Raw genomic sequence first — 25260 nt, 5'->3', positions numbered from 1 at the left:
GGGTGCGCGCGGCCGTGCGAACGGTAACGTCTGCCGCGTATCCCGGGCCGAGCGGGAGGGTCAGGCCGCAAAGTGCTTTGCATCCCATGCGGCGACTTCCCAGTTATCGCCGGCGTTATCCGCCAGCATGAACGGCGGCAGCTCCATGACGTTGCTGATAGCCAGTGCATGGACATACGGCTCGTATTGGCGGCGCAGTTGCAGCAGGCGATCGTCGGCCTCGGCGCCGGAGGCCAATATGAGGCCGGCTTCTGCCAGGCGGCCACGAAGTTCGGCCAGTTGGTCGGCCGGAAGGCGGTCTCCCTCCATAGCGCGGGGCGAGTTTCCGATGACCAGCACAAGATCGATGACGCAATGGCGCGCCATTGCGAAGAAAAGGTGGGCTCGCCACTTCAGCGGCTGCGTCCACTCGGCATCGTTTTCGACGCCACTTTTCAGCAGCGCACAGGCATCCAGCATCGCTGTGAGCGACGCCACCCACGACTGGCGGTCGTGCTGCGAACGATAAGCGCAGAGCACCGGATAGGAGATGTGGCTCTCCATAAGGTCGGCGCACCACTTTTCCAGATCGAGCAGCAGTGCAAGGAATGCGTTGGGGTCTCCTGATCGGATGAACCGGCGCAGCAGTTCACACGCGGTTGGCGGCGAACCCGCGCGGGCATCCAGGGCAGAGATGCCGGCTTCACGCCGCGAGAATGCCTGATACATCACGGGGATGTAGCCGATCACAATGGCGAGCAGGCCCAGGCCCATGCCAGCTTCAACCACGGTGATAGCCCGCGCGACTGGGCTTACGGGCGCTACGTCGCCGAGGCCGAGCGTAAAGACCGTGGTGCCGCTGACGTAAAAGCATTCCGCCAGGTTGGCGGGGGCGCTGGAGAATCGTGACCGCATCCCCCAATGCATGAAGGCAAAGCCTGTCATCACGCCTACTGCCCAGATTCCGAGCAGTATGATGGTGGAGATCGGACCGAATGCCGCCAACAGGGGTCCGCGCGTCGCCTTCCAGCGCCTGGCAATCGACCTGGTGATGGCGGAGAATACGCGGTAGAAAGCCGACGTGAGCTTGAATGGCCGCGCCACGGTGCGTGGCAGGATGATCGATTCGAAAACGTCGCGCGCCACCACGATGCAGAGCCAGAGGCCGACGAGGGCTACGAAGCCGTGCCAGAGTGAGTTCAACATGGTTTTGGTGCGCCAGGGCGTGTCTAGCCCAGCAAGGGGCTCCGGTCACGGTCCGGCCCTACCTCATGGTCGGCCAGCATCTCCTCCAGGGCGTTTCCATCCACTTCGAGCGGGAAATCGACTCGCTTGCGTGCTTTACTGGAGTACCAGGTGCCGAAAATCAGCTCCGTATGCTTGATGACATTGTCGGCGGAGAGGATCGATTTATGACCCGGTTCATCCAGTTGGCGGATGACATCGCGCGCTGACAGCTGATGATCGCCGAGTTCGCCCTGCGGTACTTCGTGGGTCTGCCAGCCGGAGGCACTGCCGTTCATCAAACGGTACTTCCGCTCGTTGACGACCTCGATGACTCCGTCGACGCCGCAGATGCGGTGCGCGCAGCCGATGCCGGCTTCATAGCCACACACAAGCAGCCCGCGAACGCCGTTCTTCCACTTATAGTGGGCAAGCGCCTGGTCTTCCACGTCAGCGCCAAAGATCGTCCGTCCCTTCCAGCTGTCGATCTGTCCGATTACCCACTCCGGCTCCGCTTCACCGTTGTACCACTGCATCATGTCCAGCCAGTGGGTTCCCCAGTCGAACAGATCGCCAACCTGCGCCTCAATCATCACTAACTCGCCGATGGCGCCGCCGACAATATCTTTACGCACCTGCTGGAACATACGGATGTGGCGGCGCTGATGACCAAAGGTTAGGTACGCCCCTGCGTCATCTGCGGCGGCCTTCATCCGCTTGCAGTCGGCCCATTTGGTAGCCATGGGCTTTTCGCAGTGGATCGCCTTAACGCCGGCGGCGGCGCAGGCAACCACCGCATCGGCGTGCAGGTGCGGCCACAGGCAGATGCTGACCACGTCGGGCCGCTCGCGCGCCAGCATCTCGGCGTAGTCGGCGTAGCCTGGAGCTTCGCTTTTGTGGAGCTCCAGGAAGTGATCGCGGGGATCCTGATTGATATCGGCAATCGCCACCAGCTCCACCCGACCGGTGGAGAGAAACGCTGGAAGGTGGGTGTGGGCCATACCGAATCCGGTCGCCCCGGGCGTACCGTTCGGGCGGCCGGTGCCGATAATCGCGTAGCGAAGCAGTGGGTTGGGCATCGAAGAGCTCCTGGCTGGCCGCCCAGGTTATTCCAAACAGGCGACCGTAGAACACTGTTCGGACTTCGTGGCGCGTCTTCCTTCGGAACGAGTGAATTCACCTTCCAGCATGACGACGGCCATTGCCACGCCGGCCAGCCGGCGCAGCCGCTTCTGCCGTGCCAAACAGGAAACGCAGCGTGCGAGCGCGAAACACGAGAGCTACACGGCTGTTTCCGGGAGCGATGCAAATGCCCGACATGCTGGTCCAACTGCTCAAGCTACCACCCTATGAACCGGAGGTCTCCGCGATGCGCGCTCAGGGCGTGCTTCTCCGCCGCGCAAACCCGTTCGAGATGACGGCCGTGCGTCAATTCATCCTGGACGAGTTTGGCCTTGGGTGGGCGGATGAGGTAACCACCTGTTACACGCGGCAGCCAATTTCCTTGATCGTGGCGATCGAAAGCGGCAAGGTGGTCGGCTTCGGCGCCTACGAGGCCACGTGCCGCAACTTTTTCGGTCCGACCGGCGTAAAGGCGAGTGAGCGAGGTCGAGGAATTGGTCGCGCGCTCCTGATCGCCTGTATGTGGGGCCTGAGAGAGATGGGTTACGCCTACGGTATTATCGGCGGGGCCGGTCCGACAGAGTTCTACGCCAAGGTCGTTGGCGCCACGGCGATACCAGACAGCGTGCCTGGTATATACGGCGATCTGCTGAAGCGCGACTGACGTCCGCCTGGCCGTGCGTGGCATCGTGCCGGCAATAACCGGCATCGCGTCTCCGAAGGGCGTCGCGCGAACCGACCGCATCGAACGAAAGGAGCCTGGCGTGTCTCTACGATCTGTCAAGCGACTGGTGAAAGCTCAGCCAACGTTAGAGGGAGCGGGCGTACATCTGCGGCGCGCATTCGGGTTCCACGGCACGTCGGACTTCGATCCGTTTCTGCTGCTGGACGACTTCCGCAACGACAACCCCGACGACTATCTGGCTGGCTTTCCGTGGCATCCGCACCGCGGAATCGAGACGATCACGTACGTGCTCGCGGGTACGGTGGAGCACGGAGACAGCATGGGCAACCGCGGCGCGATCTCGCCTGGCGATATCCAGTGGATGACAGCGGGACGGGGCATTATCCACCAGGAGATGCCGAAGGGCGACGAAGCCGGACGGATGCACGGTTTCCAGCTGTGGGCGAACCTGCCATCCTCCCAGAAGATGGTGGCGCCACGGTACCAGGAGGTGAAGTCCGCGGAAATCCCGGAGATCACCGATGACGACGGCACAAAGGCGCGGCTGGTATGTGGATCCTTTTGGGGCAAGCGCGGCCCGGTGACGGGCATCGCGGCCGATCCGGTGTACGTGGATGTGTCGGTACCGCCCGGCATGCGCAAGACGCTACCTGTCGAGACCACCAGCCACGCGTTTGCCTATGTGTTCGCAGGTTCCGGCAAGTTCTGCAACAGCTCCGGTCCCCTCGCGGTGCCAACCGAAGGGATCGGCTGGGCCGACGTGAAACCACCTTCGGAGGCCGACAACCGCTCCCTGGTGCTGTTCGACAGCGGCGACGAGGTTACCGTTCAGGCCGGCGATGAGGGCATCCGGTTCCTGCTGGTTTCGGGCCGGCCGCTGCAGGAACCCGTGGCGTGGTATGGGCCTATCGTTATGAACACCCAGCAGGAGCTGCGCAAGGCGTACGAGCAGCTGGATAGCGGTGAGTTTCTGACCACGGAGGAGCGGGTTTAGCGTTCAGGCTACGCCGGAACTTCCGCAAGCCGCCGGCAGCATAGAATGCCGACCTCTTCGCAGCCGGCGCCATCCTCCACGCACCACCACGCAGATAACACGCTCTGCGCCATTGCCCACGCCCGTGTGCGGCTGCGATCCAGATGCAGCTCTTCGCAGAGTTGATCCAGCCGCCGCGCAAGGAGGCTGGCGGGCAGCGGCCGTGGATTCTGCAGCAGCGGGCCGAGTTCAAAGCCTCGTTCACCGATGACACCCTGAGGATCGATGGCTAGCCAGGGCTCTCGCCCCGCCGCAAGGATGTTGAAGTGGTGCACATCGCCGTGCAGAAGGAGCTGCTCCTCGGGATTCGCCGTCAGCTCGGCAAATGTGGTTTCGGCCTCCTCCACCAGCTCGCGGGGAAACGGACCGGTGGTGCCGCCATAGTGCGGACGAAGCTTTGAAAGCGCGCCGGCCCACTGCGCCACGGTAGGAAACTGGTGTTCGGGCGGCGGCCGGCGCCACAGCTTTTGCATGACGCCTGCCGCAATCGAGGTCGCCTCCTCATCGCGCCCCTGCTCCACCAGCTCCACCAGCAATGTGCCGGGCTGGAGTCGTTCGAGCAGCAGCGCACCCTCCTCTTCATCCGCTTGGAGCAGCCTTGCCGCGCCGCGGCCATCGAAACGCTGCAGCGCGGCAACTTCGCAGGTGCACTGCTGCCCCGGGCCGCGCAGCTTGAGTACGGCGTCCGAGCCGTCGCTCAACACTGCGGGCGCCACATAGTGGTACGAGAGATCGGGAAACGCGGGTCCGCAGCGAAGCGACCAGCGGGCCTCATAGTGGGCGATGCGAGCGGCAAGTTGGGCCGCCTCGGCCGCCGGCATGTATTTTGGAAGCGATGACAGCATGGTGAAATGTGGTTTGTATGGGCGGAAGCGGTGGATAATTGTGGCACGGTGCGGCGGGTGGTAATATAGCGCTTGGTACAACGGACTGTACCGGCGCAATCGCGCAAGGCGAAGCTGCGATAAAGTACAGAATCGCTTCCGGATTCGTAAGCGAGCGGCGAGTAGACGGTTGGAGCCATGGCAGACGAGCATAAAACCCCGGCGGACGGCAACGTGTATTACGCACACAGCGCGGGCGCGGACGGTGCCTGGCAAACCATGCGGGAACATACCGCCAACGTGATGGAGGCGGCACGCAACTTCGCCGAGGCGTTCGCGTCGCAGGGGAGTCTCGGGAAACGGACGCAGGCTCGGGCGGCGCGGTGCCGCGGCATACAGGCGGTGGTGAAGGAAAGGCCGCCGAGAACGGCGATGGAGGAGGAAGCGGCAATGCTGTGGATACAACACGCAAGGCTATGAGCGCGCACCCAGGCTCGCATCGCTATGAGGAAGCGGCTGAAAGATGGTACGTGTAGCGCGGGGGGATTAGACCGGTTCGCTGCCGCTGTGATGTGCGACGCGCGGCCAGACGCATGCCCGTGTGGGCAGTCTAGGCAAATGTTATTTTCGCAACGGATTGGCCTTTAACGACATTAGTTAGCGTCGTGGAGTTCATTCTATGATATCCGAGCTTGTACGCGCAATCCGCGACATCGTAAACGACGAGCGCAAGCGTGCACAGTTAATTGAGGGCTCTAAGTGGAACCAGCTATGCAGTTTCCTCGACGTGCTCGAGGACACCGAGGAAGCAGTAGCGGCCTATGCGACCCAGGAATGCGGTAGCTCGCTGGGTGCATCGTATATCGCTACGTACGGCGTGCTCCAGGCCCTAATCCTGCAGCAGGACGCCGCCAAACACTTGGCTGAAGCTCTCGGCCTAACCGACGGCGGTCGGGCAAACAAAGCGCTTAGAAACATCCGCGATATCCGGAACGCCAGCACCGGGCATCCGACGAAGCGCGACCGCCCGAAGCCTACGACCGTTCACTTCATCTCCCGGGACACTCTTCACTACGGTGGCTTCGTGCTCATGTCGAGCGGCGGCCGCGCCAGCGACAAGCTCGACGAGGTCGATCTGAAGGACTTGATCGCACAGCAAGCGGAGGCCATCGGCGACATCCTGAAAGCGCTCTTGGGCGAGTTGGAGGCACTCGATAAAGCGCATCGAACGCAGTTCGCGGACAAAAGCCTCGCAGCCATCTTCAGCGCCGCACCGTATCAGTCGGCAAACGTTGCCAAGGCAACGCGGGACGTGACGCCAGCTCGCGTGGGCGTCGGCTTGGCTGCTATCGCGGAGCTGCGGCGCTTCCTGCGAGAGTTTGAGGCGGCGCTCTTGCGACGCGGAATACGTCTGGACGCGTACGGCCCGATCAAGAAGGTGTACGACGAACTGGAACACCCTGTCGCGTGGCTTGCAGCGTTCCTTGAGAACCAGCGCGGACGGGCGGCTGGCAGTGTAGACGCACGGGACGCTACAATCTACGCCGCTTGCGTACGCGCGCGATTCGACTCGCTACACTGCTTTGCTGACGACATTGACGAAGGATATGCTGCATAGCTGCCGCGCTGGGAGGTCTCCGACGGTTCGACTGGTTGACCACAATGAGACGCATCGAGGAAATGCGCTCGCACAGGTTGCGCCACGGGGGCCTAACGGACCTAAGCCACACGCGCCTCACGGAACCGCCGGTCATCACCGCCGCTGCACGAAGATCGCGGGTTGGACCAGATTGGAGCCGACGCATATTTGACAAATCACCCTCACTGATCTGCACTATGTCCATGAGTAAAACACCGGTAACGTTGACGGAAGCAGTCGAGTATCTCCGCGGGCCAGAGGACTGGTTGGAGTACGTCGTTTCTCGACGCGGGCCAAAGGGCGTTGTGTGCCCAATGTGCGCTTCGACCGCGGTTACCTACCTTCCGGGCGTGAATTGCTCTGACTGTTCGAAGCGACACGGCAAGAGGCAACTCACCGCAAAGTCCGGCTCAATCCTCGAGGACTCGCCTCCGAGCCTTGACAAGCGTGTCATTGCTGTGTGGCTGATCGTGCACGCGATGAATGGGATTAGCACCTATGGGATTCACCGGGCGCTGGGCGTCACGCAGGATACCGGGTGGTTCATGCTCCATCGGATTCGCCTCGCGGTTCAGAATGGATCACTTGAAAAGCTGGGTGACTGGGCCGAAGCCGACGAAACCTACACCGGTAGCAAGGCTCGCAATATGCACAAGCAGGTAAGGGACGCAAAGATCACCGGTACCGGCGGCAAGGGCAAAGCCGCGGCGTTCGGAATGCTGGAGCGAAACCGTGAGGGCAAGCGTCGGCACGTCTGCCGACGTACGAAGAAGAACCTTCGGGCCGTCACCAAGAACAACCCCATTCCGGGTCGCGGGTTCTTCACTAACGCGCTCAAGTCCTACGACGGGCTCGGTGAGACCCACCGGCACCGCATAATCGACCACGCGGTCAGCTACGTTGATGGCAGCGTTCACACTAACGGAATGAAAAACGTCTGGTCGCTCCTGCAGCTGACTCTATCCCGCTCGTACGTTTCGGTCGCGCCATTCCGTCATAACCGTTATCTGGACGAATAGACGTTCAGGTTCAATCAGTGCAAGGGCAAAGATTCCGATCGGTTTCGAACCGTTACCCGGAAAGTTCGGGTAAAAGACTCACCTAATAAGCAACTGACAGGCACGCAGGCAGACCTCAATCAGCCAGGAGCACCAGCATGATCTTCACTGGGTTAAACAGCCGCGTCGTGGCGGAAAGAAGAAGCGCCTACGGGGTCGGACAGCGGATAGAACCAAGCTCCAGCGGAATCGCAGGCAACGCGCCTGATTACATGACGGACGTTGCGGACATACGCGAAGATCTGTCATCGGCGCAGGCCCATCTGTCGCGCTTACATTCCGTTGTCTCGCTCTTTTCGGGTTGCGGTGGCCTAGATCTCGGCTTTACCGGCGGATTTCAATTCCTTGGACGCGAATATGATGCACTGCCGTTTGAAATCAAATGGGCCAACGATGTTAATCCAAACGCCTGCAACACGTACCGCAGAAATCTCGCGGATCATATCGTGTGCGGCGACGTCTGGGAATCCATGTCGTCAATGCCCGAACGGGCTGACGTCGTAATTGGCGGTTTCCCTTGCCAAGACATTTCAATTAACGGCAAAAGGGCGGGCGTCGCGGGCGTGCGAAGCGGTCTCTACCGGGCGATGGTCGAAGCGGTCACCCGGTTGAAACCGCAGGTCTTTGTCGCCGAGAACGTAAAAGGTTTGCTACTGAAATACAACGCGGATTCGCTAAAGGCGATCATTTCGGCATTCGAGGATATTGGCTACAACGTGTCGTACGGCCTTTACCTCGCGGCAGAATATGGCGTGCCGCAGATGAGGGAGCGCGTTTTTATCGTCGGCACTCTGCCGGCGGTGCGTCCGTTCAGCAAACCAGCCCCACTGATGTTCAAAGAGGCCTGGGTCACGTCGCAAGACGCCATCGGCGACCTCATAGGTATGGAAGAATCTGAGGCAATCAATCACATCTGGAGTAAAGCGGCTCTTAGCCCGGATCAGGGAAACAGACGCATCAAGGCTGACAGGCCAGCCGATACCATCCGCGCCGAGTGCCACGGGAACATTCAGTTTCACTACTCCTTACCGCGACGTATTTCGATGAGGGAAGCAGCGCGGTTTCAATCGTTTCCCGACGAATTCATCTTTGAGTCAAGACTGCGCGAGACGGAAAGGCAGGTCGGAAATGCCGTCCCGCCTGTCCTTGGATGGCATATTGCCCGATCCGTGGCCGACTGCTTGAAATGATACAGGGCGACTTCGAAACCGTCCTTGACCTTGCCGTTGAACGGCTGAATAAGGACGTCAGCGCGGGCAAGAAGTACTTTAAGCCATTGGATTTCCAGGACCGAGTTTTGAAGGTGCTTCAGGAAGTCGCAAGGTCGGTCGGGGGGATTGACATCGGTCCGACTTTTCATCCCCATGCGTTCCCGGATATTCGAGCAAACGGATATGGGGTCGAAGTCAAAAGCGTTGCGAATGATTCTTGGTTGAGCGTTGGAAACAGCATCTTCGAGGGGATGCGCGACAGGGACGTTAAGGACATATACGTTATCTTCGGGAAACTTGGCGGGATGCCTGCCGTGAAGTGGGGAAGGTATGAAGAAACGATCACTCACGTACGCATATCGCATGCCCCGCGATTCGTCCTTGAAATGGAGACCGACACAGCCTCGCACGTGCCCTTGTTCTCGAAGATGAACATCAGTTACGAGGATTTCTCGAAGTTGGGAGCCATCGAAAAGATGGCCCACGTTCGTGACTATTCCAGGAAACGACTTAAGCCCGGTGAGACGTTATGGTGGCTTGAAGAAGACGGCGGCCCAGGTATTGAACTCAAGGTCGAGCTCTACATGCGGCTACCTCCGGAGAGGAAACTGCAGATCCGGGCAGAAGCGGCTCTGCTGTTTCCCGGTATCGTCGCGGGTAGTCGGGTTCGCAATAAGTATGAGGGTGTCCCCTTCTTTATTCTCAAGTACCATAATGTTTATTGTCCGCAAACCAGGGACTTGTTCAGCGCGGGAAGCGTGGCTGGTAAGGAGCGCGGCGGGAATTACCTGTTGCGGTCGCTTGAGCGCATTCAAGGCGCTATGCGCCAAGCGGCAATCGATCTTCCCGACGATTTGTTCTTAGAGTATTGGGAAGAAGGCGTACCGGTGGCCGATCGTATCCCTCGTTGGCTGGAAAAGGCCGACAGTCTGGCGAAAGACTGGGTTCCGTCGGATCATTTGTTTACCGGGCTCGACGAAGACGCGTCATCCGAGGAATTCGATGATCCGGCGCCGCAGGATGTCTAGTTGGAAGGTTTCACACTCCCAAATGACAAGCACTCCCCAGCCCATTGTCTGAAGCGTGCCCGCGTTAATAGCGTCGCGTTCAGTGTTCTTGGCGAGCTTCGGCGCCCAATATGCTTGGTTAGTCCGAATTACCCTCTTTCCGCGTCGGCAGTCGTGCCCGTGCCAGAAACAACCGTGGACGAAGATGACCTTTCGCTTTCCGAGGAATACAAGATCCGGCTTTCCCGGCAATCTCTTAGCATGAAGGCGATATCTGTAACCAAGCGAGTGCGTCAGTTTTCGCACCAGGATCTCGGGCTTCGAACCTTTGGACCTGACGGCGGACATATGCTTGTAGCGCTCGTCCGTATCCATGACGTCAGTATACGCCGCCGCACGGAAGATGTCCTACAATAAAGCCGCGAAGTGAGAAGCTATAGAGGCACCGGTCCGTATGGCTGCATAGTTCGACAGCACTGATCCATTCGAGCGTACGGATGAAGCATTTCGGAGAGTGATCGCACTTTCGCCGGAATGCGCCGCCGAGGCGGTTAACGCAGCGAATCACGCGCCTCACAATAACGTCAAAGGCAGGCCCAAGAAGGACTGATGGCGAACGGGCCGAAGCCGCGTTGAATATGGAACGCCCCAGATGCTTTGTCAATTGTATTGCTGCCGAAATTCGCGTATCGAAGTGGACCAGATAGCCGGATTGAAACCAGTTTGAAATACTTGATCGTTGGGAAACACTGCGCCAAAGGATCAGCCACCTCGCGGAGGACGCATCGACACGCGAAACGTCGCCGGCCGCTCGTAGGTCGTTTCGGGCGAGGGTCTCGCCCTCGGTGGTAACATGGCCTTGAGCGCCTTGTGGAAGCTGGTTACGGTGAGGTGGTGCGCGGGTTTTCAGGCTGGATGATAAGCCCGGCGTCGGGTACAAATCGGTAATGCTTGGTGTTGGCAGTCGCCGGCGCCAGACCGCACGTGATGACCGTGGCGTCACTTCCGGGATCGGCTTTCCAATGGTGCCGCCGTGCTGCTTGAGCAAGCCGTGAATGATGCCGCCGGGTTTGGCTTGCGCCCTTCGGACAGGAAGGCCAGACAGTCGTTGGATGGTGGCCGCCAAGACCCTGGTTAGCTTTGCCTCGCGCGTGTGGGTTAGGTCGTTCTAGGAATCAACGAACGTCATCGCCGCGATAGTGCAGTTCCCGAACTCGACGAACTATTTGGCCGCATCCGCGGCCAAGGCGACCTCTCTGTTGGGCGAGGCGTTCGGTGCAGAGGCCGCTGCCGGTGAGCAATTGCGCCATCAGATGTCGCGCACGTGGCCGTGCACGTGAGCGGCTTGCCGTATCCCTTCGACAATCTACGGGTCGCCGTTGGACGGCCCACCAGAAATCCGCCACCGGCAACCAGCAAACAGCAAGGACAGCTGCCGAAATATGTCACTTATGTTGCATTAAATTCATAACGCAGACGTGTGGTTTGTCGCGGTACGCGACGAACGCCCAAGCCCTGACGAAGATGGTACAGAGGCGACATATACGACATGCGGGTCACGGATGCCCGCCTGCATCATCCGCCACCGCCAACCAGCATGCAGCCATGCTGGCTACGCCCATATGCTGCATACCCCCGATTTATCCCCTAATGTACAAGTATGGGTTAGCGAGATCCCAACAACCTTCGCCCCGCTCCAGGATCTAAGTTTGTCCCACGCTCGGGTCTTTACTTCAGCCAACTGCACTTTACGCGTATTTCAGCGGCGCGACCATTGGTGCAAAGCCGGCGGCACCGCATACCGGCCCGGCCATAAGCGCGGCAGCCGCCACCACGGCGGCAACCTCCACCATTAACCGACGGTTAACCTCGCCCTCACGGCGCGTTAATGCAGCGTACCAACGTTTAATTTCGCCTTGACGTGGGGTTAATCCAGCCACTTCAGAATAGTGGCCGGCGGCGAACCGGACCGCCAACGCTTGCACTAGAAGGAGATCGATAATGACAGGTTCCCAGCGGCGCACGGGATTCACACTGATTGAGCTGCTCGTTGTTATCGCAATCATTGCGATATTGGCGGCCATCCTGTTTCCCGTATTCGCACAGGCAAGGGCAAAAGCCCGGCAGGCCAGCTGCCTCTCCAATGAGCGGCAGATCGGCCTTGCAACGCAGATGTACGTAGAGGATTATGACGAGGTTTTCTATCCGCACCGGTTTAACTCGGGTACCGACAGCAATCCGCTGCTGCAGGATCCGGTCGGTAACAGCATCATCTCCGGCGCGGCCAGAAACAAAACGTTCTGGATCAGCCTGCTTCAGCCCTATATCAAGAGCTATCCGCTCTTCGAGTGTGCCTCCAACCCCAACCCGTGGGTGAAGTGGAATACCGACAACGCAATGTGCGGCGGCTCCCTGAACAACACCGCCGTCGGATGCGGTGGCGTCGGCTACGGCGGCCAGAACAGCTACGGCCACAACGATGCGTGGATGAGCCCGGCAGGTGCGTTCAGCTCCAATGGCGGCGCATCGCCGCAGGCGATCGCCGAGGCGTCGGTTCCACGGCCTACCGATACCACACTGCTGGTGGATGCCTCCTACTACGGCGCCGCTCCCGATGTCGGCAACGAATCAGGCCATCTGAACCTGAGCACCTGCGCCGACGGCTCGGTTGCCGCCGGCTACTGCCTGGACCTGGACTTCCTGAACCAGCAGGGCACTTTCTACCGGTACTACTGGAAGAATATCGGCAATGCCCGCTGGAGCTGGACCGGCGGTGAGGCCGGACCCTACGCCACCGGCGCCGGCACGCAGCAGGCGCTGCTCGACGGCCCGGCACGACACGGCGGCATGATCAACGTACAGTGGGTGGATGGACACGTGAAGGCGCTGCCGTACTTCCAGGTGATCGGCAACATCTGCTACTGGACCACCGATCAGAACGGAGCACACTCGAACTGTAACGACTGAGCCGCGCCGTTGCGGGCGCAGCACATCTTCAGTGCGAGCAAACGGGGCCGACTGCATGGCAGTCGGCCCCGTTTTGCTTGTAGTTCAGTGGGCGGCCCGACGCGTGCGCACCGGGCCGGAATACGGTTTCCGCCAGCCAGGTTCCAGGGAAGTTGCTCGCCGATCTCAAGCTGAGCGCTTATCCCAAACTCGCGCCGCCGTATTCGGCCGCATAAAGGTCGGTGGTCAAGATCGGAGCGTGGCGGCTATCAATCGACCGGTACGGTAAATGTAAAAGTCGAGCCCTTGCCCGGCGTGCTGAAGACAGCGACGCGCCCACCGTGGGCCTCCACGATGTGCTTCACGATAGCGAGCCCCAACCCAGTGCCGCCCGATTGGCGTGAGCGCGCCTTGTCCACGCGATAGAATCGTTCAAAGATGCGAGGCTGATCGTGAACGGCAATGCCGATACCGCTGTCGGCAACCGTGGCCACAACTTCCTTTTCCAGGCGTTCGGCGACCACGCGAACATGTCCGCCAGCCGGAGTGTACTTAATGGCGTTGTCGATCAGATTGATCACTACCTGCTCCATCTCGTCCGGGCCGGCTCGAACCAGCAAGGCGTCCGGAACATGCGCGTCGAGAAGCACGTGCGCTGCCTCGGCCTGTGGCGTGAACCGCTGCACGATTTCGCAGATGAGGTTGCTGAGGCTGAAATCCTTCTTGAAAGGCGCGCGCGACTCGATGCGCGAGAGGATCAGCAAGTCTTCGGATATGCGGGTCAGGCGCTGCGATTCATTGATGATGGTGTCGAGGAAGTGGTCGGCGACTACGGCATCATCCAGCGCGCCACCTCGCAGCGTCTCCGCCATAGCGCGGATGGAGGCGAGCGGCGTGCGAAGCTCGTGCGATACGTTGGCCACAAAGTCGCGTCGAATCGTCTCCATACGCCGCAGCATCGTCATATCGTGCAGAACCACCAGCATGGGCGCCCGTTCGGTTTTCAGCGGATGCACGTGAACCCGCAGGATCGCATCGCGCAGCGTCACTTCGTCCGATGAAGTGACGCCGTGGGTTCGGGCAGCGCGGACCAATGCGGTGAACTCGGACGAATCGATAGCGGCGGTCAGCGAGTGATCCAGCAGGCTCTCTTCATTGATGACCAGCAATTGGGCGGCGCGCGCGTTCAGGCTGCGCACGCGTCCGCGTTTGTCCAGGAACAGCACACCGACGCCGCAGTGTGCCAGCAGCGCTTCGTGATCGCGCGCAACAGACCTTGGGCTGATCCGCCGTTCGGCGCTGGTTCGTGCTCGTGTCATCGAACCGGCCGGAAGCGGTAGCCGATACCGCGCACTGTCAGCAGCCGCCTTGGCGCGGAGGGCTGCTCTTCAATCTTTTCGCGAAGCCACCGGATGTGCACATCTACGGTCCTATCCTCCACGTATGCGTTCGGTCCCCATACGGCATCCAGCAACTCCTGCCGGTTGAACACCCGCTCCGGGTGTGCGGCGAGATAGCGCAACAGGTCAAACTCACGCGGGGTCAGATCCACGCTGCGCTGCGCCACGCGCACCTCGCGCCGGCTGGGCTCAATCGTCAGGTCGCCTGCTCGCACAGTCTCGTCCGGATCGGGCACGGCGGCCTTGGCGCGCTGGACCAGGTTGCGCACGCGCACCATCAACTCGCGCATGCTGAACGGCTTGGTTACGTAGTCATCGGCTCCCAGTTCCAGGCCAACCACGCGGTCAGTCTCGTCGGCCCGCGCGGTCAGCATGATGATAGGCGTACGTGACGCCTGGCGCAGCCGTTTGCATACCTCAAAACCTGTGGAGGCGGGGAGCATCACGTCCAGAATAATCAGGTCCGGCTTTTCGGTGCCGGCCAGGGCCAGCGCTTCCTCGGCGTTGAATGCCTGCAGCGTGGCATAGCCTTCCTTCCGGAGGTTGTAGGTTACGGCTTCCACAATTGGAATTTCGTCATCCACAACCAGCACCTTGACAGGGCTGGCTGCCTCTTCAGGCAAGGTGCCCATCCAGGTAGCGCTGTGTGCGCGGCTGCATCGGATTGTGCAGCAGATCGCTGGAGGGTCCGGCCTCCACCAGGCCGCCATCCCAGAGCAGCGCGGCCCAGTCGGAAACGCGGCGCGCCTGAGCAATATCGTGGGTCACCATCACCAGCGTGTAGCTGGTCTTTAGCGAGGCGATTAGCGCCTCAATATCGGCCGTAGAGGCGGGGTCAAGCGACGCGGATGGCTCGTCTAGAAGCAGCGCTGCGGGTTCCACGGCGATGGCGCGGGCGATGCAGAGTCGCTGCTGCTGCCCTCCTGAGAGTTCCAGTGCCGATTTCCGCAGGCGGTCCTTCACCTGGTCCCACAGCGCAGCCCGGCGCAGCGCCTGCTCCACCAGAGCTTCCAACCCTTTGCCGTGAGCCATGCCATGCAGCCTGGGTCCATAAGCCACGTTGGCAAAGATCGACATTGGAAACGGATTTGGCCTCTGGAAGACCATGCCGACGCGGCGGCGCAGCTCTTCCACGCGCACGTTTCGCGATGTTACGTCCACGCCGTCGATCGTCACTACCCCGGTGCGCCGGAAGCCGGGCGTTTCATCCGCCAGGCGGTTGAGACAGCGCAGGAATGTCGATTTGCCGCATCCCGAGGGTCCCATCAGGGCGGTGACGGCGTTTGGGCGGAGCAGCATGCTGACCGATTGCAGGGCTGACTGGCTGCCATACCACGCGCTGAGATCGCGCGTTTCAATGCTGGGCGCCGCTACCGTTTCGCTGCGCGCTTCAGCAGTGAACACAGCCGTTTTCGCAGGTGCTGTAACCATTACTTTTGGGCAGATTGCCCCTCATCCTTGACCGTGATGTTGTCCTGAAAGTCTACCGTGCCGGTGGTCTTGAGCTGCGTCTTTATCACGTCATTTTCGATCGCAGTTTTCGCGCTTATCGACGGCGCTTCGCCCGTTAGAACCACCGAGCCATTCTGCAGCGCCAGCTGCGGCGCCGTGCCGTTGGCGGCCGGGTCGGCGGCGATGGCAGTATTGATCTGGCTCACCACGCTGCTCGTGGAGGCGCCGGCCGAGCCTGTCGGCTTGCCGCCGGAGCAGCCGGCTCCAGCTATCGCCATCAACGCCAACATCGCAACCGCTATTTCTTTACGCATATCACAACCGTTCCTTTCATTATGCCTGCCGGGGCATCGACGAGATACGGCTCGCCAGAAGCCGCGCCGTAATCTGCATGGCCAGCACCAGCAGCAGCAGCACCACCGCACCAGTCCACGCCAGCGATACCCATCCGTCAAACGGAGAGAGCGCGTAACGGTAGATCAGCAACGTGATTGAGGATATTGGCTGGCCGGGATTGACCGAAGTGACCTCGTTGCCGAACGCCGTCAGCAAGAGCGGAGCCGTTTCGCCGGCCGCCCGGCTGGCGGCAAGCAGGATGCCGGTAACGATGCCGCCAAGGGCGGTGGGCACCACGATGGACCTCATGGCGACGCCGGGCGACGCGCCGAGCGCCAGCGCGCCTTCACGCCATGCGGCGGGCGATTGCGCCAGCATCTCGTCGGTGGCACGAATGATCAGCGGTACCATCAGGATGGCCAGCGCCGCGGCGCCGGCCCACGCCGAAAACCTTGCGAACGGCACCACGACCAATGCGAATACGCACATACCGATTACAATCGATGGCGCTCCTGCCAGTACATCGGCAGTGCCGCGCGCCAGCTCTGCAAGTCTGGATCCTCGCATTTCAAAAATGCCAATTCCTCCTAGAACTCCGATGGGCACCGAAAGCGCCATGGCCAGGCCGAGCAGTTCCACGGTTCCAAGGATCCCGTTCTGCATTCCTCCGCCCGTATCGCCCGGTGGTGGCGGCAGGTGAGTGAAGAAGGTGAGGTTTACGCCGCGCGCACCCTGCTGGAGTACCGAAATCAGAACGGCCAGCATGGCGCCGACGCAAACCAGAACGGCGCCCCACAGCACGGTGGCAAACACCAGATCGGCTGTTTTGCGATACCAGACTGGCCGCGCCCTTTGCGGTAAGGGCGTGCCGGCCGCAGGTTTGGTGACCTGTTCGATCGTCAGCGGAGTGTCGCTCTGCACGGGCGCCGAACTGCGCCTGCCACTATCGAAGGAGCCTTTTCGCGGAAGCAGCCCATGCGCCAGCAGCCGCAGGCCAACCGTCAGCGCAAAAAGCGTGAACGCCAACAGGGCCAGGGCCGATCGCTGAATGGGGTCGGACAGCACCTCGTTGATCTGCCCGGCTAACTGCGAAGGAATGGTACTGGCCGGCTGCAGAATCGAAGCGGTTATCTGCGGGGTATTGCCAATCACCATCAGTACCGCCATGGTCTCGCCGATGGCGCGCGCTACAGCGAGGGCAACCGCCCCACCCAGTCCACCGCGCGCAGCGGGAATTAGCAGGCGGCGTATGGTCTCCCACCGCGAAGCGCCCAACGCCAACGCACCCTCCCGCCACTCCGAAGGCAGCGTCCGGAGAACGTCGGCTGAAAGCGCTGCGATGATCGGCATAATCATCAGGGCAAGGATCAGGCTGGCCGTCAGCAGGTTGGTGGGAACTGCGGGTCCGCGGAAGAACGGTATTCGTCCGCCCAGACTTTGCAGCTGCGGAAACAGGTTGGCCGCCATCCAGGGGCACAGCGTCTGCAGGCCCCAGAGACCCAGAATGACGCTCGGAACTGCAGCGAAAAGTTCAAGCAGACCGCTCAGCCAGGCGCCGACCCGGCGGGGCGCCACGCATGCCAGGAATGCGGCTCCGAGCACCCCCAACGGAGTGGCGATCGCAACGGCCAGGGCAGTGGTGACCAAGCTGCCGAACAGGAACGGTGCGGCGCCAAATCGCGTATGGGGTACGTCCCAAACGCGGGTCGTAAGGAACCCGAAGCCAAAGTGCCGGATCGCGGGAACGGAAGCGGCCAGCAGAGTGGCTCCAACTGCCACTGCCAGGCCGGCGAAAAAGATCACGGCCGAAACGATGAGCGCCCGGTAGATGCGGTCACCGACGTCGTGGCGCCCATCGCCTGTGAAAAGCCGCGCGTACGAGCGCGGCTGTGTACTGCCGGTGGGCGCGACCGAAGTCACTTGGTGGCTCCGATGGTTTTCAGGTTAGCAGTGGCCACGTTGGGCGGTAGGGGCGCGTAGGCCAGCGACGGCGCCAGCTGCTGTCCATCGGCCATGGCCCACGTCAAGAACGCGCGCATTGCCGCCGTCACGCCTGGTTTCGGCGAGTTGGTGGGTACCAGCAGATAGGTGAGGCCAACGATAGGATAGGTATTCATCCCCGGCGCGCTGACGGTAAGCGCCCGCAGATCCTTCTTCAGCTGCGGCGCTGCTGCCGAAACGGCGAGCGCCGTGCTGCTCACGGAGGGAAACACAAAGTTCCCGGAGCCGTTTTCAACCGTGGCGGCAGGAAGATGCGTTTGCAGGATGTACGCCAGTTCCACGTAGCCGAATCCGCCCGGCGATCCCTTGATGATCCCGGCTACGCCCGGGTTCTGGTTGCCGCCTAGTCCGACCGGCCAGTTGACCGACTTTGCGGCGCCCACTTTGGCTTTCCACTCCGGGCTGACTGATGCCAGATAGTTGGTAAAGACGTAGGTGGTGCCTGAACTGTCGGCACGATGCGCCACCACGATCGGCAGGTTTGGAAGCGGAATGAGCGGATTGAGCGCAGCGATCCGCTTGTCGTTCCACTGCTTGATCTCACCCAGGTAGATTTCTGCAATCACCGAGCCCGACAGGCGAAGCCCGGAGCGGACGTTGGGCAGATTGTACGACATGGCGATACAGCCCGAGACCGTGGGGATCTGTGCCGTCGGCCGGCCGGACGCGGCCAGCTGCGCATCGGTAAGCGGTGCATCGGTAGCGCCAAAATCGACCACGCCGGACTGGTACTGCGCTATTCCGGCCCCGGAGCCGTTTGGCTGATAGTTAAAGTTCACGTCCGGATGCAGCTTGTGATAGGCATCAAACCATTTTTGATAGATCGGGTACGCAAACGATGAACCGGCGCCCATTATGGTCTGCGCGGATGCTGCCGAGGTTGCCAGCGCCCAAACTACGGCGCCTACGAGGATCAAGGCGATACGCAAGGGTGGCTTCATGGTCTCCATTCTTCAACCGCTGCAGAGCTTGGCTTCGTGCCGCAGACAGCGGTTTGTTAACCGCGATTCTAAAAGCTGTGCTTTAAGGCAGTGTTAACAGCATGTTAAAACTCCTCACCGAGGAGCGGCGGCGGCGATATTCAGTATCACTTTTCTCTGCTTGAAGGCACGCCGCTCCGCTTCCCCAACGCCGGCATCCGTGATGATCTCCATGCCGGTATCGATCGGGCAGATTATGCCGTGCCCGGCCTTGCCGAACTTGGTGCTGTCGGCCACGATACAAACGCGCCTGGCCGCATGGATCATCGCGCGTTTCAGTTCGGCCGCGTCGTCATCGGCAACCGTCAGACCGGTTTTCAGGTCCACGCCGGATGGAGCGATGAAGGCAACGTCCACACCCACCTGTGCGATGCTGGCGCGTGTAAGGCTGCCCATCACCGCGCGCCGCTGCGGATGGTAAACGCCCGCGAGGAGCGTGACCTCCAGCCCGGCCCGAGACAGAAGCTCCAGAGCGGCCAGCGAGTTGGTCACAACCTTCACCTCGGTCAGTGGCGCCATCTGAGCCGCGATCGCGAGGCATGTGGTGCCGGCATCCAGCAGCACGCGCTGCCCGGGCTGCAGCAGCCTGGCGGATGCCGCCGCAATCGCCGCTTTGGCCCGCGTTTGCGCCTGCATGCGGCGCTGCCAGCCGTCCTCGATGCCAGCGGTCGGCACACGAAGACGCGCCCCGCCGTGTACGCGTTCCACCCTGCCAAGACTAACCAGTTCGGCAAGGTCGGTCCGTACCGTCTGCTCCGATACGCCAAACTCCCTGGCGAGCGATGCTACTTCGGCAGATTGGCCGAGTTCCATCGCTCGGAGTATTCGACTATGTCGCTCGTGTTTCAGCATCCGCTCTCACCAGCTGGATCGGTGCGTTTGGTAATCGGCCCGGCCATACATTGCGATTTCTTTCACTTATTATTGCTTATTTTCGTTCAAACGTGTATGCTGTTGTCAAGAGGAGCGGCGTCGGGCCGCCAAATGGATTGACACTCAGGAGAACAAGGCATGCCGAAGAGTCTGTTGATTGATCCCGTCAAGGTGCGAAAGCGCGGCGAGGTGTTGTTCGCCCCGATACCTGTAAACGAGTACGGTCGTACGTTGAAACAGGAGCGCGCCAACTTCAGTGACGCCGAGCTGGTCCGGATGCTGCGCGACATGACGATCATCCGCACCTTTGAGACGATGCTGAACGACATCAAGCTGAAGGGATCCTGGAGCGGAATCGAATATAACCACAAGGGCCCCGCACACCTTTCTATCGGGCAGGAGGCCTCCGCTGTGGGTCAGGCATGGTTGCTAGATTGCCATGACCATATCTTTGGAAGTCATCGCAGCCACGGCGAGATACTGGCGAAGGGGCTGTCGGCGATTGATAAGCTGGACGACACCACGCTTACCACCATCATGGAGACGAGCCTGGACGGCGAAACGCTCCGGGCCGTGGAGCGGACTGGCGCCGGTACAGTTCACGACCTTGCAGTCGACTTTCTGCTCTACGGTGCGCTGGCCGAAATCTTCGGACGCGAGGCTGGTTTCAATCGCGGAATGGGCGGCAGCATGCACGCTTTTTTCACGCCGTTCGGCATCTACCCCAACAATGCCATCGTAGGTGGGTCGGCCGATATCGCCACCGGCGCCGCGCTCTTCAAGCGAATACACCGCGGCGCCGGCATCGTCATTTGCAATATCGGCGATGCATCAGCCAGCTGCGGTCCAACGTGGGAGGCGCTCTCCTTCGCGACGATGGACCAGTTCAAGACTCTTTGGGATAGCGCTCATCGTGGCGGACTGCCGCTGATCTTCAATTTCGTCAACAACTTTTACGGCATGGGCGGGCAACCGGTCGGCGAAACGGGCGGCATGGGCATCCTTGCGCGGCTGGGCGCCGGCCTATCGCCCACGTCGCTTCATGCCGAGCGTGTTGACGGCTACAATCCGTTGGCCGTGGTAGACGCCATTCGGCGCAAGCGCCAAACGCTGGAGCGCGGCGACGGGCCGGTACTGCTGGATACCGTAACCTACCGCTACAGCGGGCACTCACCCTCCGACGCCTCCTCATACCGCGAAAAGAGCGAGATTGACGCCTGGCGGAAAGTCGACTCGCTGGAGCAGTTTGGCTTGCAGTTGGAGAAGGCAAATGTGCTTGCTGCCTCCGCCCGCGGTGAAATGGAGCAACAGGTTCAGGAGATTGTAGCGCGGGCTCTGCGCTCCGCTGCCGATCTGGAGATTTCGCCGCGCGCCAACCTGATGGTGGACGGCAATCTGCTGGAGCGGACGATCACATCCAATCAGCATCGGCCGGTACCCGCCGCGCCGGCCGGCATGGAGACTGCGGCCCCATGGAACGGCGAAAGTGCCGATATGCTCGAGCCGATCACGGCGAACGCTCGGTCCCGGCAGTTGGAAGCCAAAAGCCGGAGCGGACTGGATGGTGACGGGACGCCTCTGCCGCGAGGCAAGTGCCTTGCCATGCGAGACGCGCTTTACGAAGCGATATTGCCGCGGCTGTATGCCGACCCAACGTTGGCCCTCTGGGGCGAAGAAAACCGCGATTGGGGTGGCGCCTTTGCCGTCTATCGCGGCCTGACCGAAGCCACACCGTACCACCGGTTGTTCAACAGCCCAATTGCCGAGGGCGCAATTGTAGGCGCCGCCGTGGGCTACGCGCTGGAGGGTGGACGCGCGCTGGTAGAGCTGATGTACTGCGACTTTATGGGGCGCGCCGGCGACGAACTGTTCAACCAGCTGGCAAAGTGGCAAGCGATGTCGGGCGGAACGCTGGAGATGCCGGTGGTGGTGCGCGTTTCCGTCGGCAGCAAGTACGGCGCGCAACACAGTCAGGATTGGACTGCGCTGGTTACGCATATTCCCGGCCTCAAGGTGGTGTTTCCCGCGACGCCGTATGACGCCCGCGGATTGATGACCAGCGCGCTCACCGGCAGTGATCCCGTCATCTTCTTTGAGAGTCAGCGGCTGTACGACATGCCGGAGGTTTTTCACCCTGGCGGCGTACCGCGGGATGAGTATCGCGTGGAGATCGGCAAGCCAGACATCAAGCGCTCCGGCAGCGACGTCACGATCCTCACAGTAGGCGCCACGCTCTACCGCGCACTGGAAGCGGCTGACCGGCTGAAGGAGGAGTTTGGTGTAACCTGCGAGGTGATAGACGCCCGTTCGCTGACGCCGTTTGACTACACCTTGCCGCTGGAATCGGTGCGCAAAACGGGCCGCATTCTGCTGGCCTCCGATGCCTGCGAGCGCGGAAGCGTGCTGCAGACGTTTGCAGCAACGATCGGCAGACTGGCATTTGATGACCTGGACGCGCCGCCGGTGGTGGTTGGCGCCCGCAACTGGATAACGCCACCGGACGAGCTGGAGGAGGCGTTTTTCCCCTACCCTACGGATATTCTGGACGCCATACACGAGAATCTGCTGCCGTTGAAGGGCTACAAACCAGTACGGCCGTGTGGCGGAGACGAGGTCCTACGGCGAAGCAGACTGGGCGTCTGACGCACAACGATCTCGAATCGATGGTGCCGGATTCTGCCCCTGTTGGCCGCACCTTGGGACGCGCTGCGTGATATACTCTGGAGGCGGTAGGCAGGCGCACTGCTCACGCAAATCTCGTATGGAACGGCGGTGGCGGGAACATGGCGAACCAGGCTAGTCGGAGGGCTTTCTTCACCACTTGCGCGGCTGCAGGGTGTTCGGGTTTGCTTCGCCGTGCCGCGGCTGTTGAGACGGGACCCGACACGTCACTCACTGAGCGCGCCCACAGCTTTGCCCCAGCGCCCGACGCCGTACAGAGCCGGTACTTTTGGCGCGATGAGAATACGCTGCTGCTGATTGAGCACACTCGGGACCGGACGTGGAACATCAGTTTGCGAGACCGGAAGACGGGCCTCACGGCGCCGCTCAATCTGCTTACGGCAGCGTACCAAAACAGCGCAGCGCATCGTGCCATGGTTGTCGGCTCGCCATCAGGCACCGGCGGTATCGACGCCAATCCAGAGCGTTTGGACCTACCTGCCACCAGCAGCATCGCTCCGAATGGCACCATGCTTTTGTGGGCCGGTCGGGATACTCACTGGTACCTCTACTCACTCTCCGGCGAGCTCAAAGGCCGGTGGCCGCGCGGCGGCGACCACCAGACGTCGGAGGACCCAGCGTGGTCTCGCGACTCGAGTCAGTGGGTTGAGGCTGCGGAAGTGATGACCAACGGTGTATGGCGTGTTCCGAGACTGGTCGTGCACGACGTCGAGCTGCCCGGAGTTCAGCAGGTGATTCCGGTAAGCGGCCTGCCGGACGGCCTGATGCTGGGCATCTCGGCTTCCGGTCACGTGATGCTCCTCGATGCGCCGGCGGGCCGCTCCGCCGCGTCGGACCACGCTATGCTGTTGCTTGCCGAGTGGCATGGCGCGGCGACACGGGCCGTGGGTCTGCCGGTAGCCCTGCCGGCACGCTGCCGCGTATCCGAAGCAGCGCTGTCGCCACAAGGGACTCGGTTGGCCTGGGTATTGAAAAACGGTTCGAGTTGCGGCCTCTGGCTGAGTGACGCTATGGGACGGGGCATGAAACATATCGGCAGCGCGCCCATGGTGCCCTACCGCGATCCTTCCTCGAGGTCGGTTCGCTACACGTGGCCGGTCAACATACGCTGGCTACCCAGGGGGTCTTCGCTCAGTTTCAGCTATCGCGGACGGTTGTGGGTGATTCCGGCGGTGTGACAGCATAGTTGCAGGCCACAATGATCCTCCCAACCCGTGTCGACACATCACTGGCGGATTATCAGGAGAATGCGGCCCGCCAGCGCGCACTTACCTCCAGCCTGAAACAGGCGATGGAGGTTGCTCGCGCCGGTGGCGGCAAGGCGGCATGCGAACGCCATCATGCGCGCGGCAAGATGTTGGCGCGGGAGCGCATCGAAGCCTTGATTGACGAGGGCTCACCGTTCCTGGAGTTCAGCACGCTTGCGGCGAATGGGCTGTATGATGGCGGAGCGCCTGGCGCCGGCATCGTAACCGGTATCGGTTCAGTGTGCGGGCTGGACTGCATGATTGTGGCCAACGACGCCACGGTAAAGGGTGGCACCTACTTCCCGATGACGGCCAGGAAGCACCTGCGCGCGCAGGAGATAGCGTCTGAAAACCGGCTGCCATGCATCTACCTTGTCGATTCGGGTGGCGCATTCTTGCCGCTGCAGGCTCAGGTTTTCCCAGATCGCGATCACTTCGGGCGAATATTCTACAATCAGGCGCGGATGTCGGCCGCTGGCATACCCCAGATAGCGGCCGTGATGGGCAGCTGCACGGCAGGTGGCGCGTATGTACCGGCGATGGCGGACCAGGCGATAATCGTCCGCGGCACCGGCACCATCTTTCTCGCCGGCCCGCCGCTGGTCAAGGCGGCCACCGGCGAAGAGGTGACGGCGGAAGAGCTGGGCGGCGCAGATGTTCATACTCGCCTGAGCGGCGTTGCCGATTACCTGGCGGAAAATGACGAAGAGGCCATCCGCCTGCTGCGCGAGATCGTCGCCGCCATACCCGGTCAAAAGCAGCTGCCGAACGGCTTTGCCGAGGCGGAAGATCCACTCTATCCGGCAGCGGATCTTTACGGAATCGTGCCGACCGACTTGCGTACGCCATTTGAGGTCCGGGAGGTCATCGCCCGCCTGGTGGATGGCAGCCGCTTTGCGGAGTTTAAGGCGCTGTTTGGCACAACACTGGTCTGCGGGTTCGCGCGCTGGCTGGGGTTTGACGTTGGGATTATGGCCAACAACGGCATTCTGTTTTCGGAGAGCGCGCAAAAAGGCGCGCACTTCGTGGAGCTCTGCTGCCAGCGGCGCATTCCGCTGGTCTTTCTGCAGAACATCACCGGCTTTATGGTGGGCCGCAAGTACGAAAACGAAGGCATTGCCCGCCACGGCGCCAAGATGGTGACCGCCGTTGCCTGCGCCGATATTCCCAAGTTTACGGTGATAATCGGAGGGTCGTTTGGAGCCGGCAACTACGGAATGTGCGGACGGGCCTATTCGCCGCGCCAGCTTTGGATGTGGCCGGGCGCGCGCATATCGGTGATGGGTGGCGCACAGGCGGCGGGCGTGATGGTGCAGATAAAGCGCGAGCAGATGGCTGCTCAGGGTCGTGAGCTGTCGGAAGCGGAGGCTGAGGCGATCGCCCGGCCAATTCTTGAGCAGTACGAAGACGAAGGCAGCCCGATGTACAGCACGGCCAGGCTGTGGGATGACGGCATTCTGGACCCCGTTGATACGCGTATGGCCATTGGGCTTGGAATATCCGCAGCGTACAACGCACCGATTCCCAGCACAGACTTTGGCGTGTTCCGTATGTAGAGAGA

Annotated in this window: 22 protein-coding genes; 11 read left to right on the top strand and 11 right to left on the bottom strand. The window is 61.3% G+C overall.

The window, feature by feature from the left end; all coding sequences use genetic code 11:
• Positions 1–60: 60 nt before the first annotated feature.
• Together KGJ62_03390 and KGJ62_03385 are read right to left on the bottom strand one after the other, a co-directional pair.
• Positions 61–1185, bottom strand: coding sequence for a two pore domain potassium channel family protein (locus KGJ62_03390; GenBank protein MDE2125610.1), 1125 nt, complete (start codon positions 1183–1185; stop codon positions 61–63).
• Between the two features lie 23 nt (positions 1186–1208).
• Entirely contained in the window at positions 1209–2282 is a 1074-nt protein-coding gene (locus tag KGJ62_03385) for a Gfo/Idh/MocA family oxidoreductase (GenBank protein MDE2125609.1), read from the bottom strand.
• A 230-nt stretch (positions 2283–2512) separates the two neighbouring features.
• Between KGJ62_03385 and KGJ62_03380 the strand changes: the two genes are divergently transcribed.
• Positions 2513–2989 (top strand): GNAT family N-acetyltransferase, encoded by a 477-nt coding sequence (locus tag KGJ62_03380; protein MDE2125608.1) that lies wholly within the window; start codon positions 2513–2515, stop codon positions 2987–2989.
• A 100-nt stretch (positions 2990–3089) separates the two neighbouring features.
• On the top strand, positions 3090–4004 hold the full coding sequence (locus tag KGJ62_03375) for a pirin family protein (protein ID MDE2125607.1): 915 nt from the start codon (positions 3090–3092) through the stop codon (positions 4002–4004).
• Positions 4005–4012: 8 nt separating this feature from the next.
• Here KGJ62_03375 and KGJ62_03370 read toward each other — a convergent pair whose 3' ends face one another.
• Positions 4013–4888 carry a phosphotransferase gene (locus KGJ62_03370; GenBank protein MDE2125606.1) on the bottom strand — a complete coding sequence of 292 codons (876 nt, stop codon included), beginning with the start codon at positions 4886–4888 and terminating at the stop codon, positions 4013–4015.
• Between the two features lie 177 nt (positions 4889–5065).
• Here KGJ62_03370 and KGJ62_03365 point away from each other — a divergent pair, with 177 nt between their 5' ends.
• The 5 genes from KGJ62_03365 (at position 5066) to KGJ62_03345 (ending at position 9803) form a co-directional block, all read left to right on the top strand.
• Positions 5066–5347 carry a hypothetical protein gene (locus KGJ62_03365; GenBank protein ID MDE2125605.1) on the top strand — a complete coding sequence of 94 codons (282 nt, stop codon included), beginning with the start codon at positions 5066–5068 and terminating at the stop codon, positions 5345–5347.
• 199 nt (positions 5348–5546) lie between these two features.
• Positions 5547–6485, top strand: a complete 939-nt coding sequence (locus tag KGJ62_03360; protein ID MDE2125604.1) for a hypothetical protein — start codon at positions 5547–5549, stop codon at positions 6483–6485.
• Positions 6486–6709: 224 nt separating this feature from the next.
• Complete coding sequence (locus tag KGJ62_03355) at positions 6710–7525, top strand: IS1595 family transposase (GenBank protein MDE2125603.1); 816 nt, start codon at positions 6710–6712, stop codon at positions 7523–7525.
• 251 nt (positions 7526–7776) lie between these two features.
• On the top strand, positions 7777–8754 hold the full coding sequence (dcm, locus tag KGJ62_03350) for a DNA (cytosine-5-)-methyltransferase (protein MDE2125602.1): 978 nt from the start codon (positions 7777–7779) through the stop codon (positions 8752–8754).
• Entirely contained in the window at positions 8751–9803 is a 1053-nt protein-coding gene (locus KGJ62_03345) for a restriction endonuclease (protein ID MDE2125601.1), read from the top strand. Before dcm ends, KGJ62_03345 begins: the two co-directional genes overlap by 4 nt.
• On the opposite strand, the gene vsr is transcribed toward KGJ62_03345, so the two are convergent.
• Positions 9762–10157, bottom strand: a complete 396-nt coding sequence (gene vsr / locus KGJ62_03340; protein MDE2125600.1) for a DNA mismatch endonuclease Vsr — start codon at positions 10155–10157, stop codon at positions 9762–9764. The two genes, KGJ62_03345 and vsr, sit on opposite strands and share 42 nt — an antisense overlap.
• A gap of 1626 nt (positions 10158–11783) precedes the next feature.
• Here vsr and KGJ62_03335 point away from each other — a divergent pair.
• Positions 11784–12749, top strand: coding sequence for a DUF1559 domain-containing protein (locus tag KGJ62_03335; GenBank protein MDE2125599.1), 966 nt, complete (start codon positions 11784–11786; stop codon positions 12747–12749).
• 248 nt (positions 12750–12997) lie between these two features.
• Here the strand turns inward: KGJ62_03335 and KGJ62_03330 are convergent, their stop codons facing one another.
• The 7 genes from KGJ62_03330 to KGJ62_03300 form a co-directional block, all read right to left on the bottom strand.
• Positions 12998–14047 (bottom strand): hypothetical protein, encoded by a 1050-nt coding sequence (locus tag KGJ62_03330; protein ID MDE2125598.1) that lies wholly within the window; start codon positions 14045–14047, stop codon positions 12998–13000.
• Positions 14044–14760 (bottom strand): response regulator transcription factor, encoded by a 717-nt coding sequence (locus KGJ62_03325; protein MDE2125597.1) that lies wholly within the window; start codon positions 14758–14760, stop codon positions 14044–14046. The genes KGJ62_03330 and KGJ62_03325 overlap by 4 nt, the downstream gene beginning before the upstream one ends.
• Positions 14744–15559 carry a phosphate ABC transporter ATP-binding protein gene (locus KGJ62_03320; protein MDE2125596.1) on the bottom strand — a complete coding sequence of 272 codons (816 nt, stop codon included), beginning with the start codon at positions 15557–15559 and terminating at the stop codon, positions 14744–14746. The genes KGJ62_03325 and KGJ62_03320 overlap by 17 nt, the downstream gene beginning before the upstream one ends.
• Positions 15559–15894 carry a hypothetical protein gene (locus KGJ62_03315; GenBank protein MDE2125595.1) on the bottom strand — a complete coding sequence of 112 codons (336 nt, stop codon included), beginning with the start codon at positions 15892–15894 and terminating at the stop codon, positions 15559–15561. Before KGJ62_03315 ends, KGJ62_03320 begins: the two co-directional genes overlap by 1 nt.
• A gap of 19 nt (positions 15895–15913) precedes the next feature.
• Positions 15914–17836: a phosphate ABC transporter permease subunit PstC gene (gene pstC, locus KGJ62_03310; protein ID MDE2125594.1), complete on the bottom strand. Its 1923-nt coding sequence runs from the start codon at positions 17834–17836 to the stop codon at positions 15914–15916.
• Positions 17833–18858 carry a phosphate ABC transporter substrate-binding protein PstS gene (pstS, locus tag KGJ62_03305; GenBank protein ID MDE2125593.1) on the bottom strand — a complete coding sequence of 342 codons (1026 nt, stop codon included), beginning with the start codon at positions 18856–18858 and terminating at the stop codon, positions 17833–17835. The genes pstC and pstS overlap by 4 nt, the downstream gene beginning before the upstream one ends.
• Before the next feature lie 114 nt (positions 18859–18972).
• Positions 18973–19749, bottom strand: coding sequence for a DeoR/GlpR transcriptional regulator (locus KGJ62_03300; GenBank protein MDE2125592.1), 777 nt, complete (start codon positions 19747–19749; stop codon positions 18973–18975).
• A gap of 159 nt (positions 19750–19908) precedes the next feature.
• Between KGJ62_03300 and KGJ62_03295 the strand changes: the two genes are divergently transcribed.
• From KGJ62_03295 to KGJ62_03285, 3 genes are all read left to right on the top strand, one after another.
• Positions 19909–22413 (top strand): dehydrogenase, encoded by a 2505-nt coding sequence (locus tag KGJ62_03295; GenBank protein MDE2125591.1) that lies wholly within the window; start codon positions 19909–19911, stop codon positions 22411–22413.
• Between the two features lie 203 nt (positions 22414–22616).
• Positions 22617–23630, top strand: a complete 1014-nt coding sequence (locus tag KGJ62_03290; GenBank protein ID MDE2125590.1) for a hypothetical protein — start codon at positions 22617–22619, stop codon at positions 23628–23630.
• Positions 23631–23650: 20 nt separating this feature from the next.
• Complete coding sequence (locus KGJ62_03285) at positions 23651–25255, top strand: methylcrotonoyl-CoA carboxylase (GenBank protein MDE2125589.1); 1605 nt, start codon at positions 23651–23653, stop codon at positions 25253–25255.
• Positions 25256–25260 lie beyond the last annotated feature (5 nt).

It is taken from the genome of Armatimonadota bacterium (assembly GCA_028871815.1).
Lineage (GTDB): Bacteria > Armatimonadota > Chthonomonadetes > Chthonomonadales > Chthonomonadaceae > REEB205.
Note: the sequence above shows the minus strand (reverse complement) of the source record. Positions and strands in the feature narration are given on the sequence as shown.